The organism is Rhizobium sp. YIM 134829 (assembly GCF_046546455.1).
This window is the reverse complement of sequence record NZ_JBKHKI010000001.1, coordinates 689412-715727: the sequence shown is the minus strand read 5'-3', so window position 1 is coordinate 715727 and position 26316 is coordinate 689412. Positions and strand designations below refer to the sequence as shown.

Here is a 26316-nt window from a genome sequence, read left to right as displayed (position 1 = left end):
CGACCAAAAGGGCAATCCCATGACCAGCATCATGACCAATGCAGCCGCCATGGCGGCGCTGCAGACGCTGCGCACGATCAACGACAATATGGAACAGACGCAGGCGCGCATCTCCTCGGGCTACCGGGTCGAGACCGCTGCCGACAATGCGGCCTATTGGTCGATCGCCACGACCATGCGATCGGACAATATGGCGCTCTCGACCGTTCAGGACGCGCTGGGGCTCGGCGCCGCCAAGGTCGATACCTCCTATTCCGCCATGGATTCGGTGATCGACATTATTTCCGAGATCAAGGCAAAGCTCGTCGCCGCGCGCGAACCGGGCGTGGACAAGGGCAAGATCAACAAGGAAATCACCGAGCTCAAGAACCAGCTTGCCTCGGCCGCGCAATCGGCCTCCTTCTCAGGCGAGAACTGGCTCTATAACAACAGCATCACCGCGCCGGGCACGAAGTCCATCGTTGCCTCGTTCAACCGCTCGACCACCGGTGCCGTTTCCATCACGACGCTCGATTACGACACCAGCACGTCGATTCTCATCGATACGAAGGACTCCTCGCGCGGGCAGTTGACCAAGGCGGTCACGGTCAACCAGCCTAATGGTGCCGCGACAGTCTCGGCGACCTACCACCTCATCAGCGTCTCAGGCGGCACCGCTCCGGCGGGTTCGACCGTGATCGAAATCAGCGCATCAACCTCGAATGACGCGATCGAGGGAATGGTTTCGGCCGTCGAAGCCATGTTCAGCACGCTGACCAATTCGGCCTCGACCCTTGGTGCGATCAGCAAGCGCATCGACATGCAGGAGAGCTTCGTCGCCAACCTGATCGACGTGATCGACAAGGGCATCGGACGTCTTGTCGATGCGGACATGAACGAAGAGTCGACACGGCTGAAGGCGCTGCAGACACAGCAGCAATTGGGCATCCAGTCGCTGCAGATCGCCAATTCCAACTCGGAAAACATCCTGCGTCTCTTCCAGCAGTGAACACTGACGAAGCCTGACGCTGACCTTCGCCCGCGCCGTCGGTCATCGGCATGGGCGATCTGGTTGGACCGCGCTATTGCCCGAGCGCGGTCCAACTCTTTTCTTCTCTTGACCATGACCATGACCATGACCCTGCGCGGCCGGCCTGACCAAGTTTTGCTTCGCACAAGTTTGACTGCCTAATCTTCTCCTGCATCTCCGTGAACGGAGTGTCGATGCGCGGTGACAGCGCGTCGCCCGCTTGACCATGTGAGACCTGCCGGCTGCCCGGTTCGTCTCGAAGGAGTAGACAGGCCGTGCTGCGATCTCGTCTTGATGGAGCCCGGATCTCCCTGTCCCGCGCCGGCTGCGGTACGCCGACGGGAGTGACGCAATGAGCGCGCCCCTGTCCCGCTACCTGAAAGATTTCAGCGCGCCGAAGCTCAATCTCGCCGCGCTGCCGCCCGTCCACGTTCCACAAGCGGCCGAGCCGGTGCGCAGCGATGTGCACTACACGCCGAAGCCGGCATCGGAGCCGAAAATCGATATCGAAGCGGAACGGCAGAGCGCCTATGGCCGCGGTCGCGACCACGCCGAGGCCGAACTCGCTGCCCGTTACGCAGCGGAGATCGCAGCGCTGCGCGCGGCCCATGCCGCCGAGCTGGCCGTGCTCGAGCGGCGGCTGACAGACGACGTCGCCATCACCATCCATCGCCGTTTTTCCGAGCTCGGCTCGGCGCTTGCCAATCTGCTCACCGCCCAGACCGCCGAGGCCCTGCGTCCCGTCATGACCGAAGCGCTGACCGAACGGGCCGTGGCCGATCTTGCGGCTGCGCTCAACCGCGCGCTCGGCGACGGGGAGGGGGTCAAGATTACGGTTCGCGGTCCCGCCGACCTGTTCACCGCACTGACGACCCGCTTTCCGGCCGATGCGCAGGTGTTCCGCCATGTCGAGACGGACGAAATGGACCTCACCGTGGAGTTTGGCGACTCCATCCTCATGACCCGGCTCTCCGCCTGGGCTGATACCATCAGGAAGGTGCTCGCATGAGCGAGAACGAAGGCCATCACGGCAAGAACGAGATCATCATCATCAAGCGTCATCATGGCGGGCATGATGGTCATCACGGCGGCGCCTGGAAGATCGCCTATGCCGACTTCATGACAGCCATGATGGCCTTCTTCCTGGTCATGTGGCTGATCAATGCCTCCAACGCCGAGACCAAGGCTGCGATCGCCTCCTACTTCAATCCCGTGCAGCTGACGGATGAAAAGCCGTCGGAGAAGGGCGTCAAGAAGCCGGCCAAGGATGCCAAGGGCGAGGAGACGCAGGAAAAATCCGAGGTCGACGGGGAACAGTCGAAGACTGGCGGTTCGGCAAAGACCGGCGACGACATGACCGCGACCTCCGGCGAGGAAACGAAATATTCCGACGCCGACTTCTTCGAGAACCCCTATTCGGTTCTTTCGGAAATCATGAATCAGACCGGCCAGCAGGCCAATATCAGCCGGAAGGGCGACGGAGGAGCCGGCGATTCCGGACCGGCAACGGGTGCCGAGGGCGGTGAAGCCTTCCGCGACCCCTTCGATCCGGACTTCTGGGCCAAACAGGTGGAACTGCAGGCGATCGCCAAGAATGGCGGCCCGAGCGCGACCGAGACGGCTTTCGCCACGCCGGCCACCGACACCGAGACGGCTGCGCCAGCGGCCGCTGCTCCGGAAGGTATGACCGCGCAGGACCCGGCGTCCGAAGCGGCCATCGACAGTCAGTCCAAGGACAACCAGATCAAGGATGTTGAAGCAAAGGACATTCAAGCCAAGGAACCCGGCGCTGCCAAGGATGTCGCGCAGACCAAGGGCGGCGGGAAGGCCGAGGGCAAGGCGGCGCCAGATCCCATGCAGATGGCCGCGCTCCAGGCGGTCAAGGACGGGACGGACGAAGCGGCCAAGCCGGTTCCGAAGCCTTCGACTGAACAGGTAAAGGCGGCGATTGCGCTGAAGAGCGACATCGACAAGGCAATCGGCGGCGCAGCCGGCAAGCTTGCCGAGGGCCTCATCGTCACGCCGACGGAAGGCGGGCTCCTCGTTACCATCAGCGAGCAAGTCGACACACCCATGTTCACCATCGGCTCCTCCGTGCCCGAGAAGAGCCTGGTCGTGGCCATGGAAAAGCTCGGAAAGGTTCTGGCGGATCGGCCGGGGGCCATCGCCATTCGCGGCCATACCGATGGGCGCCCCTTCAAGAACGGCGTCTACGACAACTGGCGGCTTTCCGCCGATCGCGCGCAGAGCGCCTATTACATGCTCGTCCATGGCGGGCTTGCCGAAAGCCGGGTGAGCCAGATCACCGGCTTCGCCGACAAGCGGCTGCAGGTGCCGGAGGACCCGCTGGCGCCCGCCAATCGCCGCATCGAAATCCTGCTCCAGACCTCGGGAAGCTGAGACATGAAGGGTCGGCTCCGCCATCTTCTGGTTCTTGCCTGCATCCTTGGGTTGCACGGCGCTGCTCGTGCCGCTGCAGAACAGGCGCCCGGCGCGCAGGAGGATCTGCCGCCGTTCAAGATGGTGCGTTCGCTGCAATCCATGCAGGATGAGGCGATCGGCGGCGATGCCGCGTCCAATGACATGCAGACGTTCATGCTCAGCGCCATCGACAAGCGCCTGCGCGCCGTCGACCGCTCCGCCTTCGACGATCCACGCAATGTCGAGGCGGCGATGATCTATGCGATGAGTGGCGGCAACCCGGCCACGCTCGCCTATCTGGCGGCTCGCGACATCGACGGCCGCTTCGACAACCGCCTCACCGATGCGCTCAACCACTATCTGACCGGCAAGACCGCTCTCGTCACCGATGTGTTGTCCAACGCTGTCCAGGAATATCGCGACCAAAGGGTCGGCCCGTACCTCTATCTGGTGCTCGCCAATTCGATCTCGCAATATGACCCCGGCCATGCCGTTCAATATTACGATCAGGCGCGGCTTCTCTCGCCGGGCACGAACATCGAGGAGGCGGCGCTGCGCCGCGCTCTGCTGCTTTTCGTGCGCGGTCGCCTTGTGCAGAGCGCAACGGGCAGGGCCAAGGGATCCTCCGATGCGCGCGATCCGGACAAGGCCTTCCGCTACGCGTTGACCTATATGCGTCGCTTCCCGCATTCGCCCTATGTCAGCCAGGTCGCCGATGTCTATGTCGAGCTGATCGTCGGCCATGATAGCGAGGCGGCGCGCGAAAAGGTGAAGGAGACGCTGACGTTCCTCGACCCGCTGCGCCGGCGCGAGGTCTATCTGCGCATTGCCCGCGCCGCGGTCATCGCTGGTCGCCAGGACCTGACACGCTACGCCACCGACGCCGCCGAGGCGCTGTCCGCTCCAGGAACGAGCCAGGAGGAGGCGCTCTCAACGCTTTATTCCGGGCTCGTCAACGTCTCGTCCGGCGATATCCTGGCGGCCGTCAAACAGATCGACGCCGTGCCCGACGAGGAGCTCTCGCCGCGCGATCGGGCGCTGCGAGAGGCGGCCCGACAGGTGGCCGAGGATATCATGCGGGTGCCGCAGGCTCCAAAGCCGCAAAACCCACCGTTATCCGCCGCGCCGCCGGCGCCACCGATCGATACTGCAGCGCCCGCCGGTCCACCACCGGTTCCGCTCGCGAGCACGGGGAGCGGCGCCAGCCCCTTTGCGCCGGCTGTCGCACCCGCGGCTCCATCGCCCGCAGCACCTGCCAAACCCATTGCCAAAGCCCCTGACATACCGGGCGGAGATCCGGAAGTTGCGAAATTCCTCGACAAGGGGAAGAGCAAGCTCGGGGAGATCGACGCGCTTCTGGAGGACACGCAATGACCAGCATTGATGAGATTCTGACAACCGCAATGCCCGTCAAGGGCAGGGCGAAGGCCGGCGCCACGACTGCGCATTCGGCGGACGACGATCAGGCCTTCGGGCGTGCAGTCACCGATCTCGACAAGAAACCGACACATGGAAAGGCTCTGGCGCAGGCGACAGCGAAACATGGCTCCAGCCAGTCTGCTGCGGAGGAGGCGGCGGCGAGGCTTGAATCGGCAGCCCTCCAGCACGCCGCCGAACAGTCCGTGACTGCGGTGGACGGAGCAGATGCCGATCGAAAAGCGAAGGAGCCCGACAGCAAGAGCGCCGCCTTTCAGGCTGCCGCCTCAAAGGGTCGTGGCTCGAGCGGCAATCTCGGCGCGACGCTTCGCTTGTCCGATGCGATGCGACGTGCCGGCCAGATCGACACGCCCGCTGACCCGGATAAGGCCGATGGCCAAGGCTTGGATATCGGTTCGAAGAAGGCAGGAACAAGCAGGACTGACGATGCCGGGACGCTCTCGTCTCTGGCAGCGCGTGCTGCGAAGACGGCAGAGGGGCGAGCCGACGCATCGTCGGCGTTTTCCAAGGCCGGCGGCTTGAGTTCCGATGGTTCCGATCAGCATCCGATCACCAAGGCGTCCCATGCGAAGGACGCGGTCGAGGCAGACGATCGCTTGGAGGGTCAGGCGGCACCCGGGTCGGCCGAGCATGGCAGTCTGAACTCGACAAGTGCGGGCGACACGCGCCAGCTCTTCGTGTTGCTCGGCGTCGCAGCGCCGCAGGCGCGGCCCGTTCAGAAGATCAAGGGTTCGGAAGATCAAGCCGCAGGCGCGCAGGCCGCGGCTGAGCCGACGCCAGAGCTCCAAGCACTGCGTGGGGCCGGCCGCAGCGGCACGACGCATGCGGAGAAGAACGGCGCCAAGGCCGCCGCTTCCGAACCGGATGCGCCCGCCGACCGCCTGTTCCGCTTCGCCAGCGCCGATGGCAAGGCGAGCGCGCTTTCCGTCAGCTCCGGCGCCGACGGTGCCAAGCTCGGCACCACCGCCGAGGCAGCGTCACCTCGCGCCGAGACCGTAACCGTGCTCGAGGCACGCCGCTATCTCGGCCTCGCCAGCCCCGTCAACACCCAAGCCGTAACCAGCGCCATTGCCGGCAGTGCCGAACTCGCGCAGAGCCTGAAGAGCGGCGGCGATCCGCTGCAGAGCGGCGCGGGACGGGTCGTCAACACGCTGCGCATCCAGATGCATCCGATCGATCTCGGCACGGTCACGGCCACGCTGAGGCTCAAGGACGATGCGTTGCAGGTCGAATTGAAGGTCGAGACGGGAGAGGCCTATCGCCAGCTCTCCGACGACCAGGACGCGATGATCCGCGCGCTGAAGGCGCAGGGCTTCGCGGTGGATCAGATCACCCTCGTCCTCTCGCCGGCCGCCTCGGGCGATGGCGGCCAGGCGCCTGGGCAGGGTCAGAACCAGGCGGGCTCTGGACAGGCGGGGCGCGACCCGCAGAACGCATTCTCATCGAGTGGAGAGGGACGACAGAATGATGGCTCGCGCAATCGTCAGGCGCCTCAGGAAGCCCGTCCGGACCTTTCTGGCGAGCGTGCTGGCGCTGGCCGGCCAGGCGGCCAGTCCGGCGTCTATATCTGACGCTGCGGCCCGCACGGCGCCCGCGGGTGCCGGGATCTGCGAACGCGAGATCCTTTCGGCGGCGGAGCGCTACGGCATTCCCGCCGGCATTCTCTACTCGGTCGGCCTGACGGAGACCGGGGTTCGCGGCTCGCTGCAGCCCTATGCGATGAACATCGAGGGCAAGGCCGTGTTCGCGACCGACGCCGCCGATGTGATGCGGCGTTTCCAGGCGGCGCGTGCGTCGGGCGCGACGCTGATCGATCTCGGCTGCATGCAGATCAATCACCGCTTCCACGGCGAGAATTTCGCCTCGCCGGAGGAGATGCTCGACCCCCACAAGAATGTCGACTACGCGGCCCGCTTCCTGGCGGCGCTGCATGCGCGCCATGAAACCTGGACGATGGCGGTGGCGCGCTATCATGCCGGCCCCAACAATGACCCGGCGCAGAAGAAATATGTCTGCCGCGTCATCGCCAATCTGGTGGCGACGGGCTACGGACAATGGACGCCGAACGCGTCCGCTTTCTGCAAATGACACAACTTTCTGGTGAGAAGAACGGTCAATGGACGCGTTGGGAAAGGCGCCTGCTAATGTATGCGCTCTGCAAGCTCACAAGAGCGCTTGTTAACGGTCGTTAACCTTTCCACAGGAATTTTAGACGTTGTATCGAAATGACCCACTAGATGTTGATCAAATCGGCGCAATGGTGACCAGCTAGTATGATTTGTTGCCTGCGAAACCATCTAGTTGTGACAAAACGATACGATTCGTACCCCTTAGGCATCGAAACACCATACTGATTCGGAGGCGGACGAATGATCGTAGTGGTTGATGAACGAGAATTGGTTAAGGACGGGTATACGTCGCTGTTCGGACGCGAAGGCGTTCCCTCGACGGGCTTCGATCCGAAGGAATTTGGCGACTGGGTGTCGACAGCGGCCGATACGGATATCGACGCCGTCGAGGCCTTTCTGATCGGCCAGGGCGAGCGCTCGATGAGCCTGCCGCGGGCGATCCGCGATCGCTCCACGGCCCCGGTAATCGCGATCAGCGACACCCCCTCCCTGGAGACGACGCTGGCCTTCTTCGATTGCGGCGTCGATGACGTCGTGCGCAAGCCGGTTCATCCGCGCGAGATCCTGGCCCGGGCGGCTGCGATCCGCCGCCGGCTCAAGGCGCTGGCGAACTTCACCGATATCGGCCCGATCCGCGTCTTCTCGGATGGCCGGGATCCGGAGATCAACGGCGATGTCTTCGCCCTGCCGCGCCGCGAGCGCCGCATCCTCGAATATTTGGTCGCCAACCGCGGCCGGCGCGTTTCCAAGTCGCAGATCTTCAACGCGATCTACGGCATCTTCGACGAGGACGTCGAAGAGAACGTCGTCGAAAGCCACATCAGCAAGCTGCGCAAGAAGCTGCGCAAGAAGCTCGGTTTCGACCCGATCGATTCCAAGCGCTTCCTCGGCTACTGCATCGACTGGAGCTGATCGACGCCTATTCGGCGCCCACCACAAGCGGGGCCGCGAAGCTGGAGTGACTGCGAACGACGAGGGTTCGCACCGCTTCAGCTCCGCGGCCCCGAAGCGTTTGAGATCACTTATCTTTCTGGATCAGGCCCTCAATTTTCCGAACCCGGAAAGCCAGCTCCGACAGGTTCACGCAAGGCCCGCCTCCTAGTGTCGCAAGCACCAAGAAGCGAGGATCGGACCCATGAGTCTCTACGGAATGATGCAAACCGGCGGTTCCGGCATGAACGCCCAATCGAACCGGCTTTCCACCGTTGCTGAGAACATCGCGAACTCCAGCACGGTCGGCTACAAGCGCGCCTCCACCGAATTTTCTTCGATGATCCTGCCGAGCTCGAGCGGCAACTATAATTCCGGCGGTGTCGAAACCAAGGTTCGCTATTCCATCAGCCAGGAAGGCGCCAAGACCTATACGACCTCGAAGTCGGACATGGCGATTGCGGGCAATGGTTTCTTCATCGTCGCGGACGCCAACGGGCAGAACTTTCTCACCCGCGCCGGCGCCTTCACGCAGGACAAGTCTGGCAATCTGACGAACTCAGCCGGCTTTACTCTCATGGGCTATCCCTATGGCGACGGCACCGAGCCGAAGGTGGTCGTCAACGGCTTTGAAGGTCTGACCGAGGTCAACCTTGCCTCCGAAGGCCTGAAGGCTTCAGGCTCCACCAAGGGGTCGATGGGTGCGAACCTGCCGGACAGCGCGCTGACGACCGATGCGCCGCTTAGCACCTCGCTCGTCGCCTATGACAGCCAGGGCAACACCCGCCTGCTCGATTTCGTCTATTCGAAGACCGCAGCCAACACCTGGTCGCTCGAAGTGCGCGACAAGGCCACCTACGTTCCGGCATCCGCTGGTCCGCCAGCGGTGCCGGCCCAGGGCGTTCTTGGTACGAAGACCCTGACATTCGACACGAAGGGTGTGCTGACCAGCACGCCGGCCACGATGACGCTCTCCGGGATCAATCCGCTCAGCACGGGAGGGGTTCTGAACCCGCTGACCATCGATCTCTCGAAGACCACACAGCTCGGCTACAAGTTCAATCCCGATGGCGGCTCGGTCGACGGCAATGCGCCGAGCAAGGCTGCGGGCTTCGAGGTCAATTCCGACGGCGTTCTGTTCGTCCGCTACGAGAACAACAAGCTCGAGCCGCGTTATCGCATTGCGCTGGCCACGGTGCAGAGCCCCGACAAGCTTTCGCCGCAGCAGGGCAATGTCTACTCGCAGGGTGCGGACTCCGGCGTCATCATCACCGGCTTCCCGGGCAGCGGCAGCTTCGGCTCCATCACGCCCGGCGCGCTTGAAAGCTCGAACGTCGATATCGCCCAGGAACTGACGGCGATGATCGAATCCCAGCGCAGCTACACCGCCAACTCCAAGGTTTTCCAGACGGGCTCCGATCTGCTCGACGTCCTGGTTAACCTGAAGCGCTGATTTCCCTTAAGGAAGACGGGCCCCGCCATGTCACTCGCCTCCGCCATCACGACGGCTCAGACCATCTTCTCCAACACCGGCCTGCAAACGGCCGTTGTTGCGAAGAATATCCAGAATGCCCAGAACCCCGACTATGCGCGGCGCCTGGCCATGATGACGGTCAGCGGCGACGGCTACACCATCTCCATCCAGAGGGCGCAAAACGACGCCCTCTTCCGGCAAAACCTGACTTACACCTCCAACGCCGGGGCGCAGGCTCGCCTGGGCGACGGCCTGGAGATGCTGCGCTCGGTCTTGGGCGGCAACAATTACCCCTCGTCGCCGTCCAGCTACCTTAACGCATTGCGCACCAGCCTGCAGACCTATTCGAGCTCCTCGGGCAACCTCGCCGCCGGCGCGACGGCGGTCGCCACCGCCAAGGATCTCGCCAATTCGCTGAATACCGCTTCGGCGGCAGCACAGGAGCTGCGTGCGGTCGCGGATCGCGAGATCAAGGATCAGGTCAAGGATCTCAACAGCTACCTCGCCAGTTTCGAAGAGGTCAACAACGGCATCGTCGGCGCCATGGCCTCCGGCAAGGACGCCAGCGACCTGCTCGACAAGCGCGATGGCCTGCTGAAATCCATCTCCTCGATCATCGGCATCTCGACTGTCGAGCGTCAGAACCACGACACCGTCATCTATTCGAGCGACGGGGCCGTGCTGTTTGAAACGCTGCCGCGCAAAGTCACCTTCACGCCGACCGAGAATTTCGACGTCACAGTCACCGGCGGTGCCATCGCGATCGACGGGGTGACGGTCAAGCCCGGCAGCGGTGGCAACACCTCGAGCCAGGGAACGCTGACCGCGCTGCTGCAGTTGCGCGACACCGTCGCTCCGGAGATGCAGAAGCAGCTCGACGAGATCGCGCGTGGCTTGATCAAGACCTTTGCGGAGAGCGATCCGGATCCGGCAACGGCGCCGGTGCTCGCCACCAAAGCCGGACTCTTCCAGCAAAGGAGCGGCACGACGACGCCGATTACGACGGTTCCGCCCGACGGCATCTGGGTTCCTGGCCTCGCCGCCTCGATCATGGTCAACCCGATCGCCGTCAGCGACCCGACCAAGCTGCGCGACGGCGGCATGAACGGCACCGGCTATATCGCGAACCCCACTGGCGCGGCCGGTTATTCTGCGCACCTCGACAGCTACGTCTCTGCGATGAGCACGAAGATCACCTTCGATCCGGCGGCAGGTCTGAGCGCCGAAACGACGATCATGGACTATGCATCGTCTTCGGTCGGCTGGCTCGAGCAGTTGCGCAAGTCGTCCGCGAGCGCGGAGACGACCAAATCCGCAATGCTCGCCCAGACCAGTGAAGCCCTGTCCAAGGAAACCGGCGTCAGCCTCGATGAAGAACTGTCACTGATGCTGGACCTCGAACAGTCCTACAAGGCCTCTTCGCGTCTGTTGAGTACGGTCGACCAGATGATCCAATCGCTCTTGGATTCGGTGAGATAATCATGAAAACCTCCTTCGTCTCCAATCTGGCGGTTCAAAACGCCATGCGCCTCACGCTCCAGCAAAGCCAGCTGGAGTTGATGAAGCTGCAGCAGGAAATGACGACCGGCGTCTACGCCGATACCGGCACCGCACTCGGCTCCACCACGTCGCGCTCCATCAATCTGCGCACCGAGCTTGATCGGCTGAAGAACATCAAGGACACGAATGCACTCGCCACCCAGCGCCTGTCGGCCTCGCAGGGAGCGCTTACGACCATGCGCGACTCTGTGCAGCAGATTCGCTCGCAGCTGATCAGCGCGAAGGGGACGGAGGACAAGGGCAAGCTCGACACGGCTCACACCACTTTCGTCAACCAAATGTCGGCATTCACGGCGGCTGCCAACACGCAGTTCAACAACGAATACGTCTTTTCCGGCATCAATTCCGACGTGCGGCCCCTGACGGATTACAGCGCCGGTTCGCCCGCAAAGGCGGCCTATGATACGGCTCTTGCCAATTTCCAGGCAGCGAACGGCAACGTGCAGCTCAAGGACTTCACGCCTGCCCAGATGAACGACTTCATCAAAAACTCGCTGGAGCCGATGTTTTTGGGCAGCGGCTGGCAGGGCACCTGGTCGCAGGCGTCTGACCAGAACATCCAAACCCGCATCGGTCCGAGCGAGGTCATCGAGACTTCGAGCAACACCAATACCACCGGTGTCCGCCAATTCATGATGGCGGCGGTGATTTCGCTTGAGCTTATGAAGCCGGAACTGTCGACGGCTGCGCGCGATACGGCCCTGTCCGCAGCGCAGGACCATCTGGAATCGGGCCTGACCGGCATCATCCAGATGGGCGCACAGATCGGCGTGTCCGAAGGCCGTATCAAGTCGTCGAACAGCTCGATCGACAACCAGGTCAAGCTCATCAATACGCATATTCTCGATATCGAAGGCGTCGATCCGACCGAGACCTCCTCGCGTCTGACGGCTCTCAAGACCCAGATCGAGATTTCCTACACGCTAACTGCGCGGATCCAGGAGCTCAGCCTGATCAATTACCTCTGATGCCAAGAGGTCTGAGACAAACATGAAGGGTGTCTGAATGTACCAGTTTTCATATGCCGAGATCATGGAAGACGGTGTTGCCGACTCCAAGGATCGTGAGCGGCAGGTACTGGATCGATCTATTGCATTGCTCTCGGCCGCCAAGCAGCAGAAGGGCTATTCGCGCGAGGCGATCGAGGCCGTCTACTTTACGCGTCGTGTCTGGATCCGATTCATTGAGGATCTACGCGCGTCAGACAATCAGCTGAACGAAGAGTTGCGTGCCAATCTCATCTCCATTGCCATCTGGATCTTGGGCGAGACCGAAAAAATTCGAAAGCGCGAGTCCACCAATTTCCAGGGCATCATCGACATCACCACCATCATCAGGGATGGACTGAAATGAAAAGCACTTTGCGTATCTCTTTGAAGTCGGGCGAGCGGATCTTCGTCAACGGGGCTGTGCTGCGCGTCGACCGGAAGGTGGCCGTCGAATTCTTGAACGACGTGACCTTCCTTCTGGAGAACCATGTGCTCCAGCCCGAAGATGCCACGACCCCGCTGCGCCAGCTCTATTTCATCGCTCAGATGATCCTGATCAATCCGGAAGGGGCCGACCAGTCGGCCATCATGTTCCGCAAGTCGGTGGTCATGCTGCTCAACTGCTTCAAGAACGAGGAAGTCCTCTCCGAGCTGAAGCGGATCGACGGGATGGTCGCCCAGGATCGCGCCTTCGATGCCTTGAAGGCCATCCGCGCGCTCTATCCGATCGAGGATCAGATCCTCAACACGCCTGAAATGCCCCCCTCCACCATCGAACAGATTCGCAAGGAGATCGCACCATGGCGGTAGACGGCGTCAACGGTACGACGAGCACGACGAACACCAACACGACCAACCAGTCGGATTCGAGCAAGGCGGCGAGCAAGGCCACGCTGAACTATGACAGCTTCCTGAAGCTGCTGGTCGCGCAGCTCAAGAACCAGGATCCGACGCAGCCGATGGATTCCGCCCAGCAGATGGCGCAGCTCGCCTCCTTCTCGCAGGTGGAGCAGACCATCAAGACCAACTCCAACCTGGAGAACCTCCTGCAGCGCACCTCGCTCAGCGAAGCCAATGCCGCCATCGGCAAGACGGTGACCAGCGACGACGGCAAGATCACTGGCGTGGTCAAGGAGGTCACGCTATATTCGGACGGAATCATCGCCTTGCTCGACAATGGCAAGAAGCTTCCGATCGGCCCGGGCGTTACCCTCAAGTGACGGGTTCAGCCGGCGGCGGTGACATCACACAGCGCCCCGGCGGAGTCCTCGACCATGAATGAAGCGGATGCATTGGACCTCGTCCAGACGGCCATGTGGACCGTGGTCGTCGCCTCCGGGCCGGCCGTCCTGGCGGCCATGGTGGTCGGTCTTGTCGTCGCGCTGATCCAGGCGCTGACCCAGGTCCAGGAGATGACGCTCACCTTCGTGCCGAAGATCCTGGCGGTTCTCGCCGCCGTGGCGCTCTCCGCTCCTTTCGTCGGCTCGCAGGTCTCCGTCTTCACCAACCTCGTCTTCTCGCGCATCCAGTCCGGTTTCTAGCGCACCGCCGGCGCCGGGGGGTGCGGGCCATCCTCGCGCAAGCTTGCCTTCCTAAAAAGGCCATCAGATGGGGCAACGGATGCAAGTTGCCTGCCTCTCATGATGAGACGGATTTCCGATGGCACAACCTCCCGCACTGATCATTCCTAAGGTGTCCCCGCGCGGCCGCGACGTCGGCTTTGCGCTCGGCATCGTGATGATCCTGTCGATCCTCTTCCTGCCGATCCCGCCCTTCCTCATCGATATGGGCCTTGCCTTCTCGATCGCCTTCTCGGTGCTGATCCTGATGGTCTCGCTCTGGATCCAGCGGCCGCTCGACTTCTCCTCCTTCCCGGTCATCCTTCTGATCTCGACCATGACCCGGCTGGCGCTCAACATTGCCACCACGCGCGTCATCCTCTCGCATGGGCATGAGGGCCATGATGCCGCCGGCAGCGTGATCGCGGGCTTTGCCAGCCTCGTGATGTCCGGCGACTTCGTCATCGGTCTGATCGTCTTCCTTATCCTGATCACGGTGAACTTCATCGTCATCACCAAGGGTGCCACGCGTATCGCCGAAGTCGGCGCCCGCTTCACCCTCGACGCCATTCCCGGCAAGCAGATGTCGATCGACGCCGATCTTTCGGCCGGCCTGATCGACGAGAAGGAGGCCCAGCGCCGCCGGCGCGAGCTGGAGGAGGAAAGCTCCTTCTTCGGTTCGATGGACGGTGCCTCGAAATTCGTGCGCGGCGATGCCGTGGCCGGCCTGCTGATCACCGCCATCAACGTCTTCGGCGGCATCATCATCGGCTATTTCCGTCACGGCATGTCGATCGGCGAGGCGGCGGATGTCTTCGTCAAGCTGTCGGTCGGCGATGGTCTGGTCTCGCAGATTCCGGCGCTGATCGTCTCGCTCGCCGCCGGCCTGCTTGTCTCGCGTGGCGGCACCTCTGGCTCCACCGACCAGGCCGTCGTCGGCCAGCTCTCCGGCTATCCGCGCGCCCTCTACGTTGCCGCCGGCCTCGTCATGCTGCTCTCGGTCATGCCGGGCCTGCCCTTCCTGCCCTTCGCCATTCTCGGCGGCGGCATGGCGGCCATCGCCTATGTCATCCCGCGCCAGATCGCAGCCGCTAACCGGCTCCAGCGCGAGCAGGAGATGCAAACGGCGGCACTGGTGAAGGAGACCGAGAAGGATTCGGTCAAGTCGGTTCTCAAGACGGCCGAGATCGAGCTGCTGCTCGGCAAGCAGGTCTCCACCCGCCTGCTCGGCGCACATCAGGAGCTCGCCTTCCGGGTCGGCAAGATGCGGCGCAAGTTTGCCGGGCAATACGGTCTCATCGTCCCGGAAATCAAGGTTTCCGATGATATCTCCATTCCCGACAAGGCCTACCAGGTCCGCGTCCATGGCACGACGATCGCCTCCAACACGGTGCGCGTCGGCGAAGTGATCGTCGTCACCGGCGGCGGGCGCCGGCCGAGCATCCCCGGCGACGATATTCGCGAACCCGCCTTCGGCATGCCGGCGGTCTCGATCCTCGAGACCTTCGCCGAGGATCTGAAGCGCGAGGGCTTCCACCCGATCGACAATGTCTCGGTCGTGCTGACCCATCTCTCGGAAGTCATCCGCAACAACCTGCCGCAGCTTCTCTCCTACAAGGACGTGAAGATCCTCATCGAGCGGCTCGATCCTGAATATCGCAAGCTTGCCGACGAGATCTGCACCTCGCACATGTCCTATTCCGGCCTGCAGGCGGTCTTGAAGCTGCTGCTCGCCGAGCGGGTCTCGATCCGCAACCTGCACCTGATCCTGGAAGCCGTTGCCGAACTGGCGCCGCATGTGCGCAAGACCGAGCAGATCGTCGAACATGTGCGGGTGCGCATGTCGCAGCAGCTCTGCGGCGATCTCGCCGACAATGGCACGCTGCGTGTCCTCCGGCTCGGCAACAAGTGGGACATGGTCTTCCACCAGGCCCTCAAGCGCGATGCCAAGGGCGAGATCGTCGAGTTCGACATCGATCCGCGCCATCTGGAGGAGTTCAGCGAACAGGCGACACGGGTCATTCGCGAACATCTGGATCGCGGCATGCCCTTCGTACTGGTCAGCTCGCCCGAATCCCGTTCTTATGTGCGCATGATCATCGAACGTCTTTTCGCCACATTGCCGGTCTTGAGCCATGTCGAGCTCGCCAAAGGGCTCGAGATCAAGATCATCGGCTCCATTTCATGATCACCGACCCGGAAGGCACCGTGCTGGCGCTGTTTGCGGCCTTCTGCCGCATCGGCGCCTGCATCATGGTCATGCCGGGTTTCTCCACCGCGCGGCTCGCCATGCAGATCCGGCTGTTCACCGCGGTCGCCATATCGCTCGCCATCCTGCCGCTGATGTGGACCGACATCTATCCGCAGGTCGTCGGCAAGGGGCACACCTATCTCTACATCATCGCCACCGAGACCGTGATCGGCAGCGTCATCGGCCTCGTCGCCCGCTACTATGTGCTGGGCCTGCAGTTCGTCGGCACGGTCATCACCAATCTCATCGGCTTCACCGCGCCGCCCGCCCAGGACATTCTGGAAGATTTGGGCGAAAACCAGCTGACCAACCTGATCTCCTTCACCGGCGTGCTCGTGCTCTTCATGATGGATTTCCACCATGTGATCTTCGAGAGCATCTTCGACAGCTACCGGGTCATGCCGCTCGGCGTCGGATTCGACCCGCAAGGCGTACTGATCACGCTGACCAACGGGCTGGAGACGATCTTCATGATCATGCTGCGGCTCTCCAGCCCGTTCATCATCTATGGCTTGCTGTTCAACATCGCGCTCGGCCTCGTCAACAAGCTGGCGCCGCAGATGCCGCTATACTTCATTTCCACGCCCTACATCATCATGGGCGGGCTCTTTCTGCTCTATCTCGGCATTGCCGCCATGTTTCGCCTGTTCGCCGATGGCTTTGCCATCGTCATGCAGGCGATCTGATCGGCAAGCTTTAAGGACCGCGCCATGCCCCAGTCCCGATCCGACAAGTTGAAGCGCCTGGTGACCGTTCAGCGGCATCTCGAGCGGATGGCCGAATATGAGCTGAACGAGACCGCACGCCAGCGGCAGGTGCTCGGCGAAACGATAGACGTGGTGGTCGACGCCATGGGCTCGGCCGATCCGCTGCATGCCGCCTTTTCCGGCTATTACAGCGGCCATCTCGGTCGGCTGATTCAAAAGGACCAGATGCTGCACGGGATCCAGCAGGTGCATGAGACCCGCATGCTGAAGGAACGCGCCAAAGGCGACCGGCTGGAAGAGCATATGAAGGAGGCGCGGATGGGCGAGGAGAGGACCGAGGCCGATGCGGCCGTCTACGATCTCGTCGATCAATATGTGCTCAGCACCTCGCCAGCTTCCGGTAAGCTTGATCGCCCATAGTCCTCTTCGAGAGCGGCAGGGAGCATGAAGCTCCTGACGACCCGCACATCCTGTCTTTGTCCCGATTCACCCAGGCCGCCGGCACGTCGCTGCGGCACGAGAGGACGCGTCTTCATGGCCATTTCACCGCCCAGCGATCTGGTGCTTGATGTCGTGCGCGCCGCCGATCCCGCGCGGGTCGAGGAAGCGCAGGCGCGACTGAAGGCCAATCAGGCCGCCTTTCGTGCAACCAGCCTCGCCGAGACCGGCAACGGCTTTAGCAATACGGTGGCGATCCTCGACCAGAACCAGGGCACGAGCGGGCTCGGCAATATCAACAACCGCGCCCCGCAAAAGGCGGTGCCGGAAGCCTATCGCAAGTTCGAGGCAATGGTCCTGCAGAACTTCATGAAGTCGATGATGCCGAAGGACAGCGAAGAGGTCTATGGCAAGGGCATTGCCGGCAATATGTGGAAAGACATGATGGCCGAGCAGATGGGCACCGTGCTCGCCAAGGGTCGCGGCATCGGCATCGCCGAACATCTGGTTACGGACCGCATCGACGATCCCGTCGCCGCCGGCCTCGTCAATCCTTCACTCGGCGGCGATGACCGCAATGTCGCGCGCAGCATGGTCGAACAGTATCAGCGCCATACCATCGCCGATGTGATGAAGACCGACGAGGCGGACCTGCTTTCGTCGGATCGCTGAGCGCACGCTCGCCAAGAGAAGAACAGGCAGGTCGCGATCCGCGTCCTGCCGATAATGGACAAAAGATAATCCCTCCGCTTGACCCGGCCGCAAGGTCGCGCGTGAACGGAGCATGATACGGGAGTGACTTATGGACGTTCAGGCAGCAGCCGATCTTCGTATCCGGGCCGTGCTCGGCCGGCTGGAAACCATTCTGGACAACGAGAATGCGCGGATCGGCGTGGACCCGTCCTTCGACCTGAAGGCGTCCAACCAGCGCAAGAGCCGCTGCCTCTATGAACTTGCCATGTTCAACCGCGACCAGGCCCGGATCGAGTTCTCGGACTCCTTCCGCTCGCAGACCGGCCATCTGCGCGAGAAGCTCTCGGCCAATGCCGAGAAGATCGAAGCGCATCTGGAAGCCTGCCGCTCCGTCGTCGAGCTGATCAAAACCACCGCGCAGGATGTCGAAGCGGACGGCATCTACACCGAAGAGCAGTTCCGCTACGGCGCCGTCTGATGTTCAAGCTACTCCTCACGGGCGTCTGGGCCGCGGCGATCACCCTCGGGTCGGTCTACGTGTCGCTGCGCCACGCCTCCGCACCGATCGAATCGAGCGAAGACGCGGCGCGGGCTGCCGTGCAGGAATATGTGCCGGGCGAGCTCATCACCGTTCCACGCATCGCGAACGGCGCGGTCCAGGGCTATTTCCTCACGAAGCTTTCCTTCGCGGTCGACAGGACGAAGGTCAGCAAGCTTAGCCTGCCGCTGAAGGAAACGGTCACCAGCACGCTGTTCGACATTCTGGTCGGCAAGAATCTGATCAACGTCGCCGATACGACGAGCTTCGACCTCTCCACCTTCAAGGAGACCGTCAAGAAGGGGCTGAACGAGCAGATGAAGGACGAGGTGATCTTCGAGGTGCTTGTCGAGCAGCTCGAATATCTCTCCAAGGATGACGTCAAGAAGCTCGGCAAGCCGAGCAAGGACCGCAGCCCGCCAGTGCCTGTCGTCGACCGCAATGGCGATACGGCCGCCGACGTGATCCCGGGGAAGGAAAGGCAGACCGCCGCCGGACACTGACGGCACCCGAGCCGTTTGACCCTAGGGCCAAACTCACTGGCAGACGAACGCTGCCTCGCAAGCAGCAGGCTTCGAGACCTCCCGCGACGAATGGGCGGCCAGAAGGTTGCCTTGCTCGTCGACGATCTCGATCGCGACGGCCCAAGCACCAACCACATGGCGCGTGTCCCGCAAGAAGTCCTGCATCGCCTGATGGGCGCCGGCGCTCGCCTCGGCGACATCGGTGCAGACGAGGCCCTCCGGATCTTCGTAGAGCACGCCATTGTCGCGGATGTGGAAGTAGAAACGGGGCATCACAGGCTTGTCGGTTCGGTCTTTGTAAGCGAAGGCGGACCGAGGCAGCTGCCGCGGTCCGCCCGGTTTCTGGCCAGCGGTCTTAGAAATCGCGCTGCAGGCGGATGGTGCCGCCAAAGGCTTCGCCGTCGCCGCGCCGTCCGTCGAAGTCGGTATAGGTCAGTTCCGGCTGCAGGCTCAGGCCATCGACGACCGCATATTTGACGTTCAGGGCGGTGGCGAAGGTGCCATCGTCTTCATAGGCAGCCTGGCCGTTCAGCGAGGCCTTCTTGCTCATCTTCGCCGAAAAGCCTGCCCAGACCGCATAATCGCCGTTCCAGGATGAGAAAAAGTTGCGGCGGCGCGTACCGCCCGGACCATCATTATTGTCCCAATCGGAATTATAGCCACCCATGGCGAAGACCGAGAGGACGCTGTTGAGCACCAGATCGAGGCGGGCCTTGGCGGCGAAGCCTTCGGCCAAGGTATCGTAACCGCCGATCACGCTCAGCCCGCCCCAGTCGCCCTTGAGCTTGGCGCCTGCCAGCGGATGCGGCCAGTCATGATCGGTGTAATAGGCAGTCGGCTCCGGCGCATAGCCGGTCGAATAGGAGCCGTTGCCATGTTCGGCGCCGATCAGCAGGCTGAGATCGCCGGCCTTGTAGACATAGCTGACCTGGTTGGTGCGCGGCGGGGAGAAGTCGATGACATCGTCGTTGACGATGTTGCCGGCCGAATCCAGCCATTTGTCGAAACGGCTATCGGAGAAGCCGGCGCGGAAGCCGCCGAGTTCGATATAGCTGCTGATCAGCTGAGCACGCTGCTCGCCATTGATCGCCTCGTAGCGCTGCTCGATGAAGCCGTGCAGGTCGCCATATTCCGTGTCCGACACAGCATCGAAGCGCAGCGTCGCGCGGGTCCGGGCGATCCAGCCGGTGGTATCGTCCGTGAACGGATACTCTCCATGGCTGGAATCGAAGCGGACATAGCCGCTGAACTTCAGACAGGTCTCCGTCCCCGGAATGTAGAAATAGCCCTTGCCGAACGCGTCGCAGACCCGGACATATTCGACGCCTTCCGGTTCGGAGGCGACGATCGCGTCGGCCGCCTCAGCCGACGAAGAAACAAGCCCCGCAACGGCGGAAGCAAGTAGATATCTGTAGAGCATGTGAGATCCCCTAAGCTCGGCGCGACGTCCGCCGAGTCCATCGGGAAGCTCCAGCTTTCGTCACACGAAGCCGACTAGACCGGACAGGTGACGAGCCCGTGACATTAAAATGAAACCTCTCGCTTTCGGATAAGAGACGGCGGAGGGGGATGCGACCGTGCAACGCTTACCGGTCGCCCAGCAGGCTATCGAAGACCAGACCCCGGTGGCTCGCCTTGGCCCAGCTTTTGAGTTCCGCCACCCGGGCCGTGACGGCTTGAACATCGGTCAGCACCAGTCCCGCCTCGATGCCGAGCACGCCGATACTGCAGCGCATCAACGGGTAGATCTTCGTCTCGCCCGCCCGGTCATGGCCGCTCATGCCGCCTTTCGACCGATCCTCCTCCGAGTAGAGTTCGCGCACCCCGTCGGCAAATTCGCCGAGAAGACGGGCGAGCACCGGTTCGACCTCCTCCCGCGCCACGCCGGCAAGCCCGATGAAGAAATCGTCGCCGCCGACATGGCCGATGAAATCTTCCTCGCCGATGAAGTGCCGGCGCAGGAGCGCGGAGAACAGGGTGATGGCCGCATCGCCGCGATGAAAGCCGTAATGGTCGTTGAACGGTTTGAAATTGTCGAAGTCGCAATAGCAGAAGAACCGATCCCGATCGCCGTCGAGGATCGCATCATGAACATGATCGCGAATGGCGCGGTTGCCCGGCAGGCCGGTCAGCGGGTTCTGGTCGCGTGCCGATTTCAGCTGCTTCTCGCTGATGATCCGCAGCAGCGAGGAAGCGGAGAGAATGCCGGCATAGCGCATGTTCTCGGTCAGGATCAGGCAATCGCTGCCATTGGCGCCGGCGAAGATGTCCAGCATCTCGTCGGCCGGCATGTTGATGTCGGCAATCGGCGCCGGCGTTGCGAAGTTCGCCACCCGCCGCTGATAGACCCGGTTCTTCAAGAGGTCGCGACCGAAGGGATGGTAGATCAACTCCTTCAGATGGACCTCATGGATCACGCCACGCGGCTCGCCATTGGCGTTCAACACCGGAAAGAAGGTCTGGCCAGGGGAGGTGCGGAACAGCTCGAAGGTCGTGTCGAGCATGTCGCTCTCGCGCACGGTCGGCAATTGCTCGATCTGGCGGCGGATCAGCACGCTGTCTGCTGAGGCGGTGCGCCGTCGCGTCTCGCCGGCCTGGGCGAGGTGGGGATATTTCGGGCGCAGATCGGTGAGGCAGACCGTCGGATAGGCGACGAAATAGCCCTGCAGCAGGTCGCAGCCGAGATCGCGGCAGACATGGAATTCCGCCTCCGTCTCCACGCCTTCCGCAATCACCCGCGCACCGAGCTTATGGGCCATGGTGACGATATGCTTGACGAGATGTCGGTGGCGCGGCGTGCTGTCGATCCGGGCGATGAAGTGCCGGTCGATCTTGACGTAATCCACCGCTGCGCGCGAGAGCAGCCTCAATCCGCTGAAGCCGGCGCCGAAATCGTCGATCGCCAGCTTGAATCCGTGCTGGCGCAGACGCTGGAGAACGCGGTCGAAGCCCTGGATCCCGTCATTGTCATGGCGTTCCGACAGCTCGAAGCAGAGGCTCGACGGCGGAATGCCGGCGCGCTTCAGATGTTCGTCCAGCCGCTGCAGTACCCCGTCATCATCGACGCCGATCAGCCGCGTATCGAAATTGATGAAGAGCGTGCGCTCGGAAAACCCGGGCACGGCGGCAAAGGCCGCCAGCGCCCGCGTTGCGACCATATGTTCGAGCGCAAGCAGTTCGTCATTCTCATGCGCCCTGTCGAGCAGGGCGAGCGGGGAGGGGAAGCCCAGTCGGTCGAAGCCGCGCATCAGGCTTTCATAGCCGAAACAATCACCGGTCGAGGTCTCGACGATCGGCTGCAGTGCCGTTTCGATGACCAGTTTGGCAAGGGTGACGATCTGATCCGCGCCGAGATGGCGGGAGGGAAGCGCGGCGAGTGGGACGGCCAAGACAGTCTCCTTTGATATTCCTCGCCAAAAATCATGGGAGGAACTGAAGAAGTGGTTGTCTCGGTATGACAGTTTCATGAAGATTTCAGCGCGTTCCGCCAGAGGGCCCGAGCGCCTCAGTTCTTCTCCGGGTTGCGATATTGCTCGCCGACCCGGCCGACCTCGGCCATCAGCCGGCCGAGCGCCACCTGGCCGTGGTAGAGGCCGGCCGAGGGCAGGCCGGTCCGCCGCCAGAGCAGCAAGCCACGCGGGCCGGAGGCCGCCAGGAGGGCGAGCGACTTGGCGATCGTGCGCAGCCGCCCGGCGGCGCTCGGCGCCGCGCGATGTTCGAGCATGGCCGAGATTGCGCCATTGCGCAGGCTGCGCGCATTGATCCAGGACCTCTCCGTCCGCCGCGCCGGAATGGTTTCCGTCACCGCTGCATCGGCCGCCCAGGCAAAGCGGAAGCCTTTCTCCCGCGCCCGCCGATAGAAATCCGCATCGCCGCCGCCGATGAAATTGAAGAGCGGGTCGAGAAAGGGCCGGGGCATCGCATCGAGGACGCGTCGCGTGATCAGCACGTTGCCGGAGGAATAGAGAATCGGCACCGGGCCGTTTGTCCCATAATGGGCCGTGAAGACGGGATGGCGCGCACTTCTCTCGCGCGACCCGGTCTCGAAAAGGGGCAGCTGCGGGCCGCCCACCATATCGGCACCGCTCTCCCTCTGTTGTGAAACGAGACGAAGGAGCCAGTCCGGCGCCGCCAATTCATCATCATCGATGACAGCCAGCGCCTCGAACCGGGGATAGGCCGCCAGTGCATCGGCCCAGCCGGCATTATAGGCATGACAATTGCCTCGGCGGTGGGCCAGCACAATGCGGGCTGAGACGGGCGCCGTCGCCAGGAGCTGTTTTGCCGCCTCGGCGCCCGCCAGGCCATCGGTATCGTTTTCCATGACGATGATGGCGAAGGGCTTGCCAGGGGCTTGAACGAGCAGCGTTTTCAGCGTCGCGATCAGATGGTCCGGCCGGCGGAACGTCGGCAGGGTGATCGCATAGGCGATCTCCGCATCAGGAATGACCGTGCGCTCGAAATAGAGGCTTACATCCGGGTCCGCATTGGCCGTCATCCTTGGCGCCTCTTCTTCCTGGCGGGGTGTGGAAGCCACTAAACCAAATCTTCCTAAACAGATGCTGAAGGCGAGAAAGCGCTTTTGATTGAATGGTTTAAACGCGATTTCACGGCCCTTTGCTATTGATCTTCCACTGTTTCTCGAACCCGTGCGTGGTCTCATGCATCTCGTCCTCCTCTCCTCGCTGGTGCCGGTGGAAAATCCCACCTCCGGTTTCGATATCGCCAATCGCGCGGTGCTGGACGGGCTGCGGGCGCTGGGTCACCATGTGTCCGTCGTCGGCTATCTCCAGCCCGGGCAGCGGCCTGCGCCGGGCGGCGACATGGTGCTGCTGGGTGAGCTTGAGGTTTCCAACGCCAAGGTCGGCCGCGCCACGAAGATCGCCTGGCTCACCCGCGCTCTTCTCCAGCGAACGACGCTCTCCTCGGCCAAGATGCTGGCCACGTCGCCCGCACGCATGCGGGCGATCCTCGCCGAGCTCGCGCCGTTCGATGGACTGGTGCTCAACTCCGTCCAGCTGCCGGGCGCCTTCTTGCGGCTGCTTGCCGATTACCCGACGATCTATGTCGCCCACAATGCCGAAGCGGCGACGGCACGCCAGAATGCGGCGATCGCCGGCGGGCGGATCGAGCGCGCGCTCTTTGCCCGCGAGGCCCGCATCCTGGACCGGCTGGAGCAGGGTCTTGCTACCCATGCCTTGCAGGTCTTCACCTTCTGCGAAGCCGACCGCCATGCCTTTGGCGAGAGCGTCGCGGCGCGCGCAAGCGTCCTGCCGCTCCTGCGGCAATGGCAGGCACCGAGCGACCTGCCGGCGACTGGCACGCATCGCCGCGATATCGGCCTGATCGGCACCTGGAGCTGGAAGGCCAATCGCATCGGGCTCGACTGGTTCCTGGACGCCGTCGTGCCACGGCTACCGGACGATGTTGTCATCGAGGTCGCGGGCAGCCTGCCGGATGCCCCGCCGATCCGCCACCCCGGACTGCGCTTCGTCGGCCGGGTTGCCGATGCTGCGGACTTCGTGCGCGCGAGCCGTGTCGTGCCGCTGGTCAGCCGCGGCGGGACGGGCGTGCAGTTGAAGACCATCGAGACCTTCGAGGCGGGGATGCCGAGCGTCGCCACGCCCTCTTCGCTGCGCGGTATCGACCGAGTCCCTCCGAACTGCCTGGTGGCGGATACGCCCGAGGCCTTTGCCGAGGCGCTGGTCGCTCAGGTTCAGGCGGTGCGCGAGGGCCGTCTCGGGCCGATCTCCGGCCATGCCTTCCACGCGACCCAGAAGGCGGCCCTGCTTTCCACACTGGCTGCGGGATTGGCGGCATTTGCGCGCGAGCCGGGCCGCGCCCGATCCGCGCCGTTGCATCGCCCTGGCTTTCCCACCGCCGCATTGTCCGTCCCCGACCGAGGTTTGTTTCGATGAGAATTTTTCCTCCGGTCTCGATCCGCGCGTCGCAGCGCACGATCCTCGATCTGCCGGTCTGCGACCTCGACTGGGAGAACGCGCTCGCCTTCGCCGACGAAGTCTCGAGCCTGCCCTTCGGACAGACGGTGGTCTCCTTCCTCAATGCCAACAACGCCAATATCCTGGTCGACGATCCGGAATATCGCGCCATCCTCGAGCGCCATGTGGTCCTGCCCGATGGCGTCGGCCTGGATATCGCGTCGCAGATCTTTCATGGCACGCCGTTCCCCGCCAATCTGAACGGCACGGATTTCGTGCCGGCGCTGATGACCTACATGACCAAGCCGCGCCGCGTGGCCCTGGTCGGGGCCAAGCGCGCGGTCCTGGAGCGGGCAGCCGAAGGTTTTCGCCGCCACGCCCCCTGGCATGACTTCATCCCCGTCGCCGACGGCTATTTCGACCCCGCCGATTCGGACAAGGTCATGGCCAAGGTCCGCGCGGTTGCGCCCGATATCCTCATCATCGCCATGGGCACGCCCAAGCAGGAAAAGTGGATCGACGCCCATGTGGGCCCCGGTCATGCCCGGCTGGTCATGGGCGTCGGCGCGCTGTTCGATTTCATGGGTGGACAGGTGCCGCGTGCGCCCGATACGGTGCGCAAGCTGCGCCTGGAATGGCTCTACCGGCTCACCATCGAGCCCGGTCGCCTCTGGCGCCGTTACATATTCGGCATCCCGCTGTTCTTCCGCAACCTCCTCTGGCGCAAGCTGGTTGGACGGAATATCGGTGAGCGGCAGCCCAAGGCGCCGGCCCGGCTGCGGAGCACATTGAAAGGCTGATCGCTGATGGCCACCGCTTTGATGACTGCCTCCTATGCGCCGGATTTCGAGCGCTGCCGTATCCTCTGCGAGAGTATCGACCGGCATGTGAAGGGAGACTGGCATCATTATCTGCTGGTCGACAGCGGCGATGTCCCGCTCTTCTCCGCGCTTGCCGGCCCGCGCCGCACGGTCATCGATCAGCGTGCGCTGCTCCCCTGGTGGCTGCGCGCCGTGCCCGATCCGCGCAGGCCCAAGCGCAAGCTCTGGCTCTCCCCCTTCGGCAAGCCGCTGCGCGGCTGGCACATCCAGCAGATGATGAAGCTGGACTTCAGCCGCCAGGCCCAGGAAGAGGCGATCATCGCCATCGACAGCGATGTCATCCTGGTGCGCGATTATGATCCCGCCGATCTCTGGCGCGGGGATCGGCTGCGCCTCTATCGCCAGCCGCATGAGATCGATCCCACGATCCGCTCCGATCACATCAACTGGCTCTCCCACACCGACAAGCTGCTCTCGATCGGCCCCTTCCGCCTGCCGGCGGCAGGGCATATCGACAGCATGGTGTCCTGGCGGTCGGATACGGCACGCGCCATGCTGGCCCGGATCGAAGCGGTCAACGGCTGCAGTTGGCCGCGCGCGCTGACGCGCGCCCGCGCCTTTTCGGAATATATGCTCTATGGCCGCTTCGCCGAGGAAGTCTTGAGCGGAGAGGGACACTGGCCGACCGACCGCTCCTTCTGCCATGTGATCTGGTTTGCCGATCAGATGCCCGATGGGGTCGAGGGCTTGCGCCGCTTCGTGCGGGCAATCGCCGACGACCAGATCGCCGTCGGCATCCAGTCCTTCATCGATTGCCCGCTCGAAGATGTGGTGCGCGTCGTGCGGGAAGAAGCGCCTGTTCTGCGCCGCGCGGGCTGAGCTTTTCTCGCTCCGAAA

At 63.0% G+C, this 26316-nt stretch carries 27 protein-coding genes; 23 read left to right on the top strand and 4 right to left on the bottom strand.

What is annotated here, in order from left to right; all coding sequences use genetic code 11:
* Positions 1-19 precede the first annotated feature (19 nt).
* The 20 genes from ACLE20_RS03450 to ACLE20_RS03355 all read left to right on the top strand — a co-directional run bounded on the left by ACLE20_RS03450 (position 20) and on the right by ACLE20_RS03355 (position 18638).
* Positions 20-988, top strand: coding sequence for a flagellin (locus ACLE20_RS03450; RefSeq protein WP_410938833.1), 969 nt, complete (start codon positions 20-22; stop codon positions 986-988).
* A 373-nt stretch (positions 989-1361) separates the two neighbouring features.
* Entirely contained in the window at positions 1362-2018 is a 657-nt protein-coding gene (locus tag ACLE20_RS03445; protein ID WP_410938832.1) for a hypothetical protein, read from the top strand.
* Positions 2015-3409, top strand: coding sequence for a MotB family protein (locus tag ACLE20_RS03440; RefSeq protein WP_410938831.1), 1395 nt, complete (start codon positions 2015-2017; stop codon positions 3407-3409). The genes ACLE20_RS03445 and ACLE20_RS03440 overlap by 4 nt, the downstream gene beginning before the upstream one ends.
* A 3-nt stretch (positions 3410-3412) precedes the next feature.
* The gene (locus ACLE20_RS03435; RefSeq protein ID WP_410938830.1) at positions 3413-4804 is read left to right on the top strand and encodes a chemotaxis protein; all 1392 of its coding nucleotides are present in this window, start codon (positions 3413-3415) and stop codon (positions 4802-4804) included.
* Positions 4801-6438, top strand: coding sequence for a flagellar hook-length control protein FliK (locus ACLE20_RS03430; protein WP_410938829.1), 1638 nt, complete (start codon positions 4801-4803; stop codon positions 6436-6438). Before ACLE20_RS03435 ends, ACLE20_RS03430 begins: the two co-directional genes overlap by 4 nt.
* Positions 6335-6955, top strand: coding sequence for a transglycosylase SLT domain-containing protein (locus ACLE20_RS03425; RefSeq protein WP_410939128.1), 621 nt, complete (start codon positions 6335-6337; stop codon positions 6953-6955). The genes ACLE20_RS03430 and ACLE20_RS03425 overlap by 104 nt, the downstream gene beginning before the upstream one ends.
* Positions 6956-7236: 281 nt before the next feature.
* Entirely contained in the window at positions 7237-7908 is a 672-nt protein-coding gene (gene rem, locus ACLE20_RS03420; RefSeq protein WP_410938828.1) for a transcriptional activator Rem, read from the top strand.
* Between the two features lie 223 nt (positions 7909-8131).
* The gene (locus ACLE20_RS03415) at positions 8132-9379 is read left to right on the top strand and encodes a flagellar hook protein FlgE (RefSeq protein ID WP_410938827.1); all 1248 of its coding nucleotides are present in this window, start codon (positions 8132-8134) and stop codon (positions 9377-9379) included.
* Positions 9380-9406: 27 nt separating this feature from the next.
* Entirely contained in the window at positions 9407-10879 is a 1473-nt protein-coding gene (flgK, locus tag ACLE20_RS03410) for a flagellar hook-associated protein FlgK (protein WP_410938826.1), read from the top strand.
* A 2-nt stretch (positions 10880-10881) separates the two neighbouring features.
* Positions 10882-11928 (top strand): flagellar hook-associated family protein, encoded by a 1047-nt coding sequence (locus ACLE20_RS03405; RefSeq protein ID WP_410938825.1) that lies wholly within the window; start codon positions 10882-10884, stop codon positions 11926-11928.
* 37 nt (positions 11929-11965) lie between these two features.
* Positions 11966-12313 (top strand): flagellar biosynthesis regulator FlaF, encoded by a 348-nt coding sequence (gene flaF / locus ACLE20_RS03400; protein ID WP_410938824.1) that lies wholly within the window; start codon positions 11966-11968, stop codon positions 12311-12313.
* Positions 12310-12759: a flagellar biosynthesis repressor FlbT gene (flbT, locus tag ACLE20_RS03395; RefSeq protein WP_410938823.1), complete on the top strand. Its 450-nt coding sequence runs from the start codon at positions 12310-12312 to the stop codon at positions 12757-12759. Before flaF ends, flbT begins: the two co-directional genes overlap by 4 nt.
* Positions 12750-13169 (top strand): flagellar hook assembly protein FlgD, encoded by a 420-nt coding sequence (gene flgD / locus ACLE20_RS03390; protein ID WP_410938822.1) that lies wholly within the window; start codon positions 12750-12752, stop codon positions 13167-13169. Before flbT ends, flgD begins: the two co-directional genes overlap by 10 nt.
* Positions 13170-13223: 54 nt before the next feature.
* Entirely contained in the window at positions 13224-13490 is a 267-nt protein-coding gene (gene fliQ / locus ACLE20_RS03385) for a flagellar biosynthesis protein FliQ (protein ID WP_410938821.1), read from the top strand.
* A gap of 118 nt (positions 13491-13608) precedes the next feature.
* Positions 13609-15696, top strand: a complete 2088-nt coding sequence (gene flhA, locus ACLE20_RS03380) for a flagellar biosynthesis protein FlhA (protein WP_410938820.1) — start codon at positions 13609-13611, stop codon at positions 15694-15696.
* On the top strand, positions 15693-16445 hold the full coding sequence (locus tag ACLE20_RS03375; RefSeq protein ID WP_410938819.1) for a flagellar biosynthetic protein FliR: 753 nt from the start codon (positions 15693-15695) through the stop codon (positions 16443-16445). Before flhA ends, ACLE20_RS03375 begins: the two co-directional genes overlap by 4 nt.
* Positions 16446-16469: 24 nt before the next feature.
* Positions 16470-16886, top strand: a complete 417-nt coding sequence (locus ACLE20_RS03370) for a hypothetical protein (RefSeq protein ID WP_410938818.1) — start codon at positions 16470-16472, stop codon at positions 16884-16886.
* Between the two features lie 114 nt (positions 16887-17000).
* Positions 17001-17576 carry a rod-binding protein gene (locus ACLE20_RS03365; protein WP_410938817.1) on the top strand — a complete coding sequence of 192 codons (576 nt, stop codon included), beginning with the start codon at positions 17001-17003 and terminating at the stop codon, positions 17574-17576.
* Between the two features lie 130 nt (positions 17577-17706).
* Positions 17707-18075 carry a hypothetical protein gene (locus tag ACLE20_RS03360; protein WP_410938816.1) on the top strand — a complete coding sequence of 123 codons (369 nt, stop codon included), beginning with the start codon at positions 17707-17709 and terminating at the stop codon, positions 18073-18075.
* A complete protein-coding gene (locus ACLE20_RS03355) occupies positions 18075-18638 on the top strand; it encodes a hypothetical protein (protein ID WP_410938815.1) in 564 nt (187 codons plus the stop codon). Before ACLE20_RS03360 ends, ACLE20_RS03355 begins: the two co-directional genes overlap by 1 nt.
* 33 nt (positions 18639-18671) lie before the next feature.
* Here the strand turns inward: ACLE20_RS03355 and ACLE20_RS03350 are convergent, their stop codons facing one another.
* The 4 genes from ACLE20_RS03350 to ACLE20_RS03335 all read right to left on the bottom strand — a co-directional run bounded on the left by ACLE20_RS03350 (position 18672) and on the right by ACLE20_RS03335 (position 23157).
* Positions 18672-18932 carry a DUF6894 family protein gene (locus ACLE20_RS03350; RefSeq protein ID WP_410938814.1) on the bottom strand — a complete coding sequence of 87 codons (261 nt, stop codon included), beginning with the start codon at positions 18930-18932 and terminating at the stop codon, positions 18672-18674.
* 82 nt (positions 18933-19014) lie between these two features.
* The gene (locus tag ACLE20_RS03345; protein ID WP_410938813.1) at positions 19015-20079 is read right to left on the bottom strand and encodes a porin; all 1065 of its coding nucleotides are present in this window, start codon (positions 20077-20079) and stop codon (positions 19015-19017) included.
* A 166-nt stretch (positions 20080-20245) separates the two neighbouring features.
* Entirely contained in the window at positions 20246-22126 is a 1881-nt protein-coding gene (locus tag ACLE20_RS03340; protein ID WP_410938812.1) for a bifunctional diguanylate cyclase/phosphodiesterase, read from the bottom strand.
* A gap of 38 nt (positions 22127-22164) precedes the next feature.
* On the bottom strand, positions 22165-23157 hold the full coding sequence (locus tag ACLE20_RS03335) for a glycosyltransferase family 2 protein (protein ID WP_410938811.1): 993 nt from the start codon (positions 23155-23157) through the stop codon (positions 22165-22167).
* Between the two features lie 163 nt (positions 23158-23320).
* Between ACLE20_RS03335 and ACLE20_RS03330 the strand changes: the two genes are divergently transcribed.
* From ACLE20_RS03330 to ACLE20_RS03320, 3 genes are read left to right on the top strand one after another with little or no spacing between them, the layout of a single operon-like run.
* Positions 23321-24577: a glycosyltransferase gene (locus tag ACLE20_RS03330; RefSeq protein WP_410938810.1), complete on the top strand. Its 1257-nt coding sequence runs from the start codon at positions 23321-23323 to the stop codon at positions 24575-24577.
* Positions 24574-25398: a WecB/TagA/CpsF family glycosyltransferase gene (locus tag ACLE20_RS03325; protein WP_410938809.1), complete on the top strand. Its 825-nt coding sequence runs from the start codon at positions 24574-24576 to the stop codon at positions 25396-25398. The genes ACLE20_RS03330 and ACLE20_RS03325 overlap by 4 nt, the downstream gene beginning before the upstream one ends.
* A 6-nt stretch (positions 25399-25404) precedes the next feature.
* Positions 25405-26298, top strand: coding sequence for a DUF6492 family protein (locus ACLE20_RS03320; RefSeq protein ID WP_410938808.1), 894 nt, complete (start codon positions 25405-25407; stop codon positions 26296-26298).
* The last annotated feature ends 18 nt before the right edge of the window (positions 26299-26316 follow it).

Coding starts and splice junctions, on each gene's coding strand:
- ACLE20_RS03345 (WP_410938813.1), bottom strand. CDS start 20,079: ATGCTCTACAGATATCTACTTGCTTCCGCCGTTGCGGGGCTTGTTTCT.
- ACLE20_RS03440 (WP_410938831.1), top strand. CDS start 2,015: ATGAGCGAGAACGAAGGCCATCACGGCAAGAACGAGATCATCATCATC.
- ACLE20_RS03360 (WP_410938816.1), top strand. CDS start 17,707: ATGGACGTTCAGGCAGCAGCCGATCTTCGTATCCGGGCCGTGCTCGGC.
- ACLE20_RS03435 (WP_410938830.1), top strand. CDS start 3,413: ATGAAGGGTCGGCTCCGCCATCTTCTGGTTCTTGCCTGCATCCTTGGG.
- ACLE20_RS03425 (WP_410939128.1), top strand. CDS start 6,335: ATGGCTCGCGCAATCGTCAGGCGCCTCAGGAAGCCCGTCCGGACCTTT.
- ACLE20_RS03320 (WP_410938808.1), top strand. CDS start 25,405: ATGGCCACCGCTTTGATGACTGCCTCCTATGCGCCGGATTTCGAGCGC.
- ACLE20_RS03415 (WP_410938827.1), top strand. CDS start 8,132: ATGAGTCTCTACGGAATGATGCAAACCGGCGGTTCCGGCATGAACGCC.
- ACLE20_RS03335 (WP_410938811.1), bottom strand. CDS start 23,157: ATGACGGCCAATGCGGACCCGGATGTAAGCCTCTATTTCGAGCGCACG.
- rem (WP_410938828.1), top strand. CDS start 7,237: ATGATCGTAGTGGTTGATGAACGAGAATTGGTTAAGGACGGGTATACG.
- flbT (WP_410938823.1), top strand. CDS start 12,310: ATGAAAAGCACTTTGCGTATCTCTTTGAAGTCGGGCGAGCGGATCTTC.
- ACLE20_RS03370 (WP_410938818.1), top strand. CDS start 16,470: ATGCCCCAGTCCCGATCCGACAAGTTGAAGCGCCTGGTGACCGTTCAG.
- ACLE20_RS03330 (WP_410938810.1), top strand. CDS start 23,321: ATGCATCTCGTCCTCCTCTCCTCGCTGGTGCCGGTGGAAAATCCCACC.
- ACLE20_RS03430 (WP_410938829.1), top strand. CDS start 4,801: ATGACCAGCATTGATGAGATTCTGACAACCGCAATGCCCGTCAAGGGC.
- flgK (WP_410938826.1), top strand. CDS start 9,407: ATGTCACTCGCCTCCGCCATCACGACGGCTCAGACCATCTTCTCCAAC.
- ACLE20_RS03355 (WP_410938815.1), top strand. CDS start 18,075: ATGTTCAAGCTACTCCTCACGGGCGTCTGGGCCGCGGCGATCACCCTC.
- ACLE20_RS03325 (WP_410938809.1), top strand. CDS start 24,574: ATGAGAATTTTTCCTCCGGTCTCGATCCGCGCGTCGCAGCGCACGATC.
- flaF (WP_410938824.1), top strand. CDS start 11,966: ATGTACCAGTTTTCATATGCCGAGATCATGGAAGACGGTGTTGCCGAC.
- ACLE20_RS03405 (WP_410938825.1), top strand. CDS start 10,882: ATGAAAACCTCCTTCGTCTCCAATCTGGCGGTTCAAAACGCCATGCGC.
- ACLE20_RS03365 (WP_410938817.1), top strand. CDS start 17,001: ATGGCCATTTCACCGCCCAGCGATCTGGTGCTTGATGTCGTGCGCGCC.
- flhA (WP_410938820.1), top strand. CDS start 13,609: ATGGCACAACCTCCCGCACTGATCATTCCTAAGGTGTCCCCGCGCGGC.
- flgD (WP_410938822.1), top strand. CDS start 12,750: ATGGCGGTAGACGGCGTCAACGGTACGACGAGCACGACGAACACCAAC.
- fliQ (WP_410938821.1), top strand. CDS start 13,224: ATGAATGAAGCGGATGCATTGGACCTCGTCCAGACGGCCATGTGGACC.
- ACLE20_RS03445 (WP_410938832.1), top strand. CDS start 1,362: ATGAGCGCGCCCCTGTCCCGCTACCTGAAAGATTTCAGCGCGCCGAAG.
- ACLE20_RS03350 (WP_410938814.1), bottom strand. CDS start 18,932: ATGCCCCGTTTCTACTTCCACATCCGCGACAATGGCGTGCTCTACGAA.
- ACLE20_RS03450 (WP_410938833.1), top strand. CDS start 20: ATGACCAGCATCATGACCAATGCAGCCGCCATGGCGGCGCTGCAGACG.
- ACLE20_RS03340 (WP_410938812.1), bottom strand. CDS start 22,126: ATGAAACTGTCATACCGAGACAACCACTTCTTCAGTTCCTCCCATGAT.
- ACLE20_RS03375 (WP_410938819.1), top strand. CDS start 15,693: ATGATCACCGACCCGGAAGGCACCGTGCTGGCGCTGTTTGCGGCCTTC.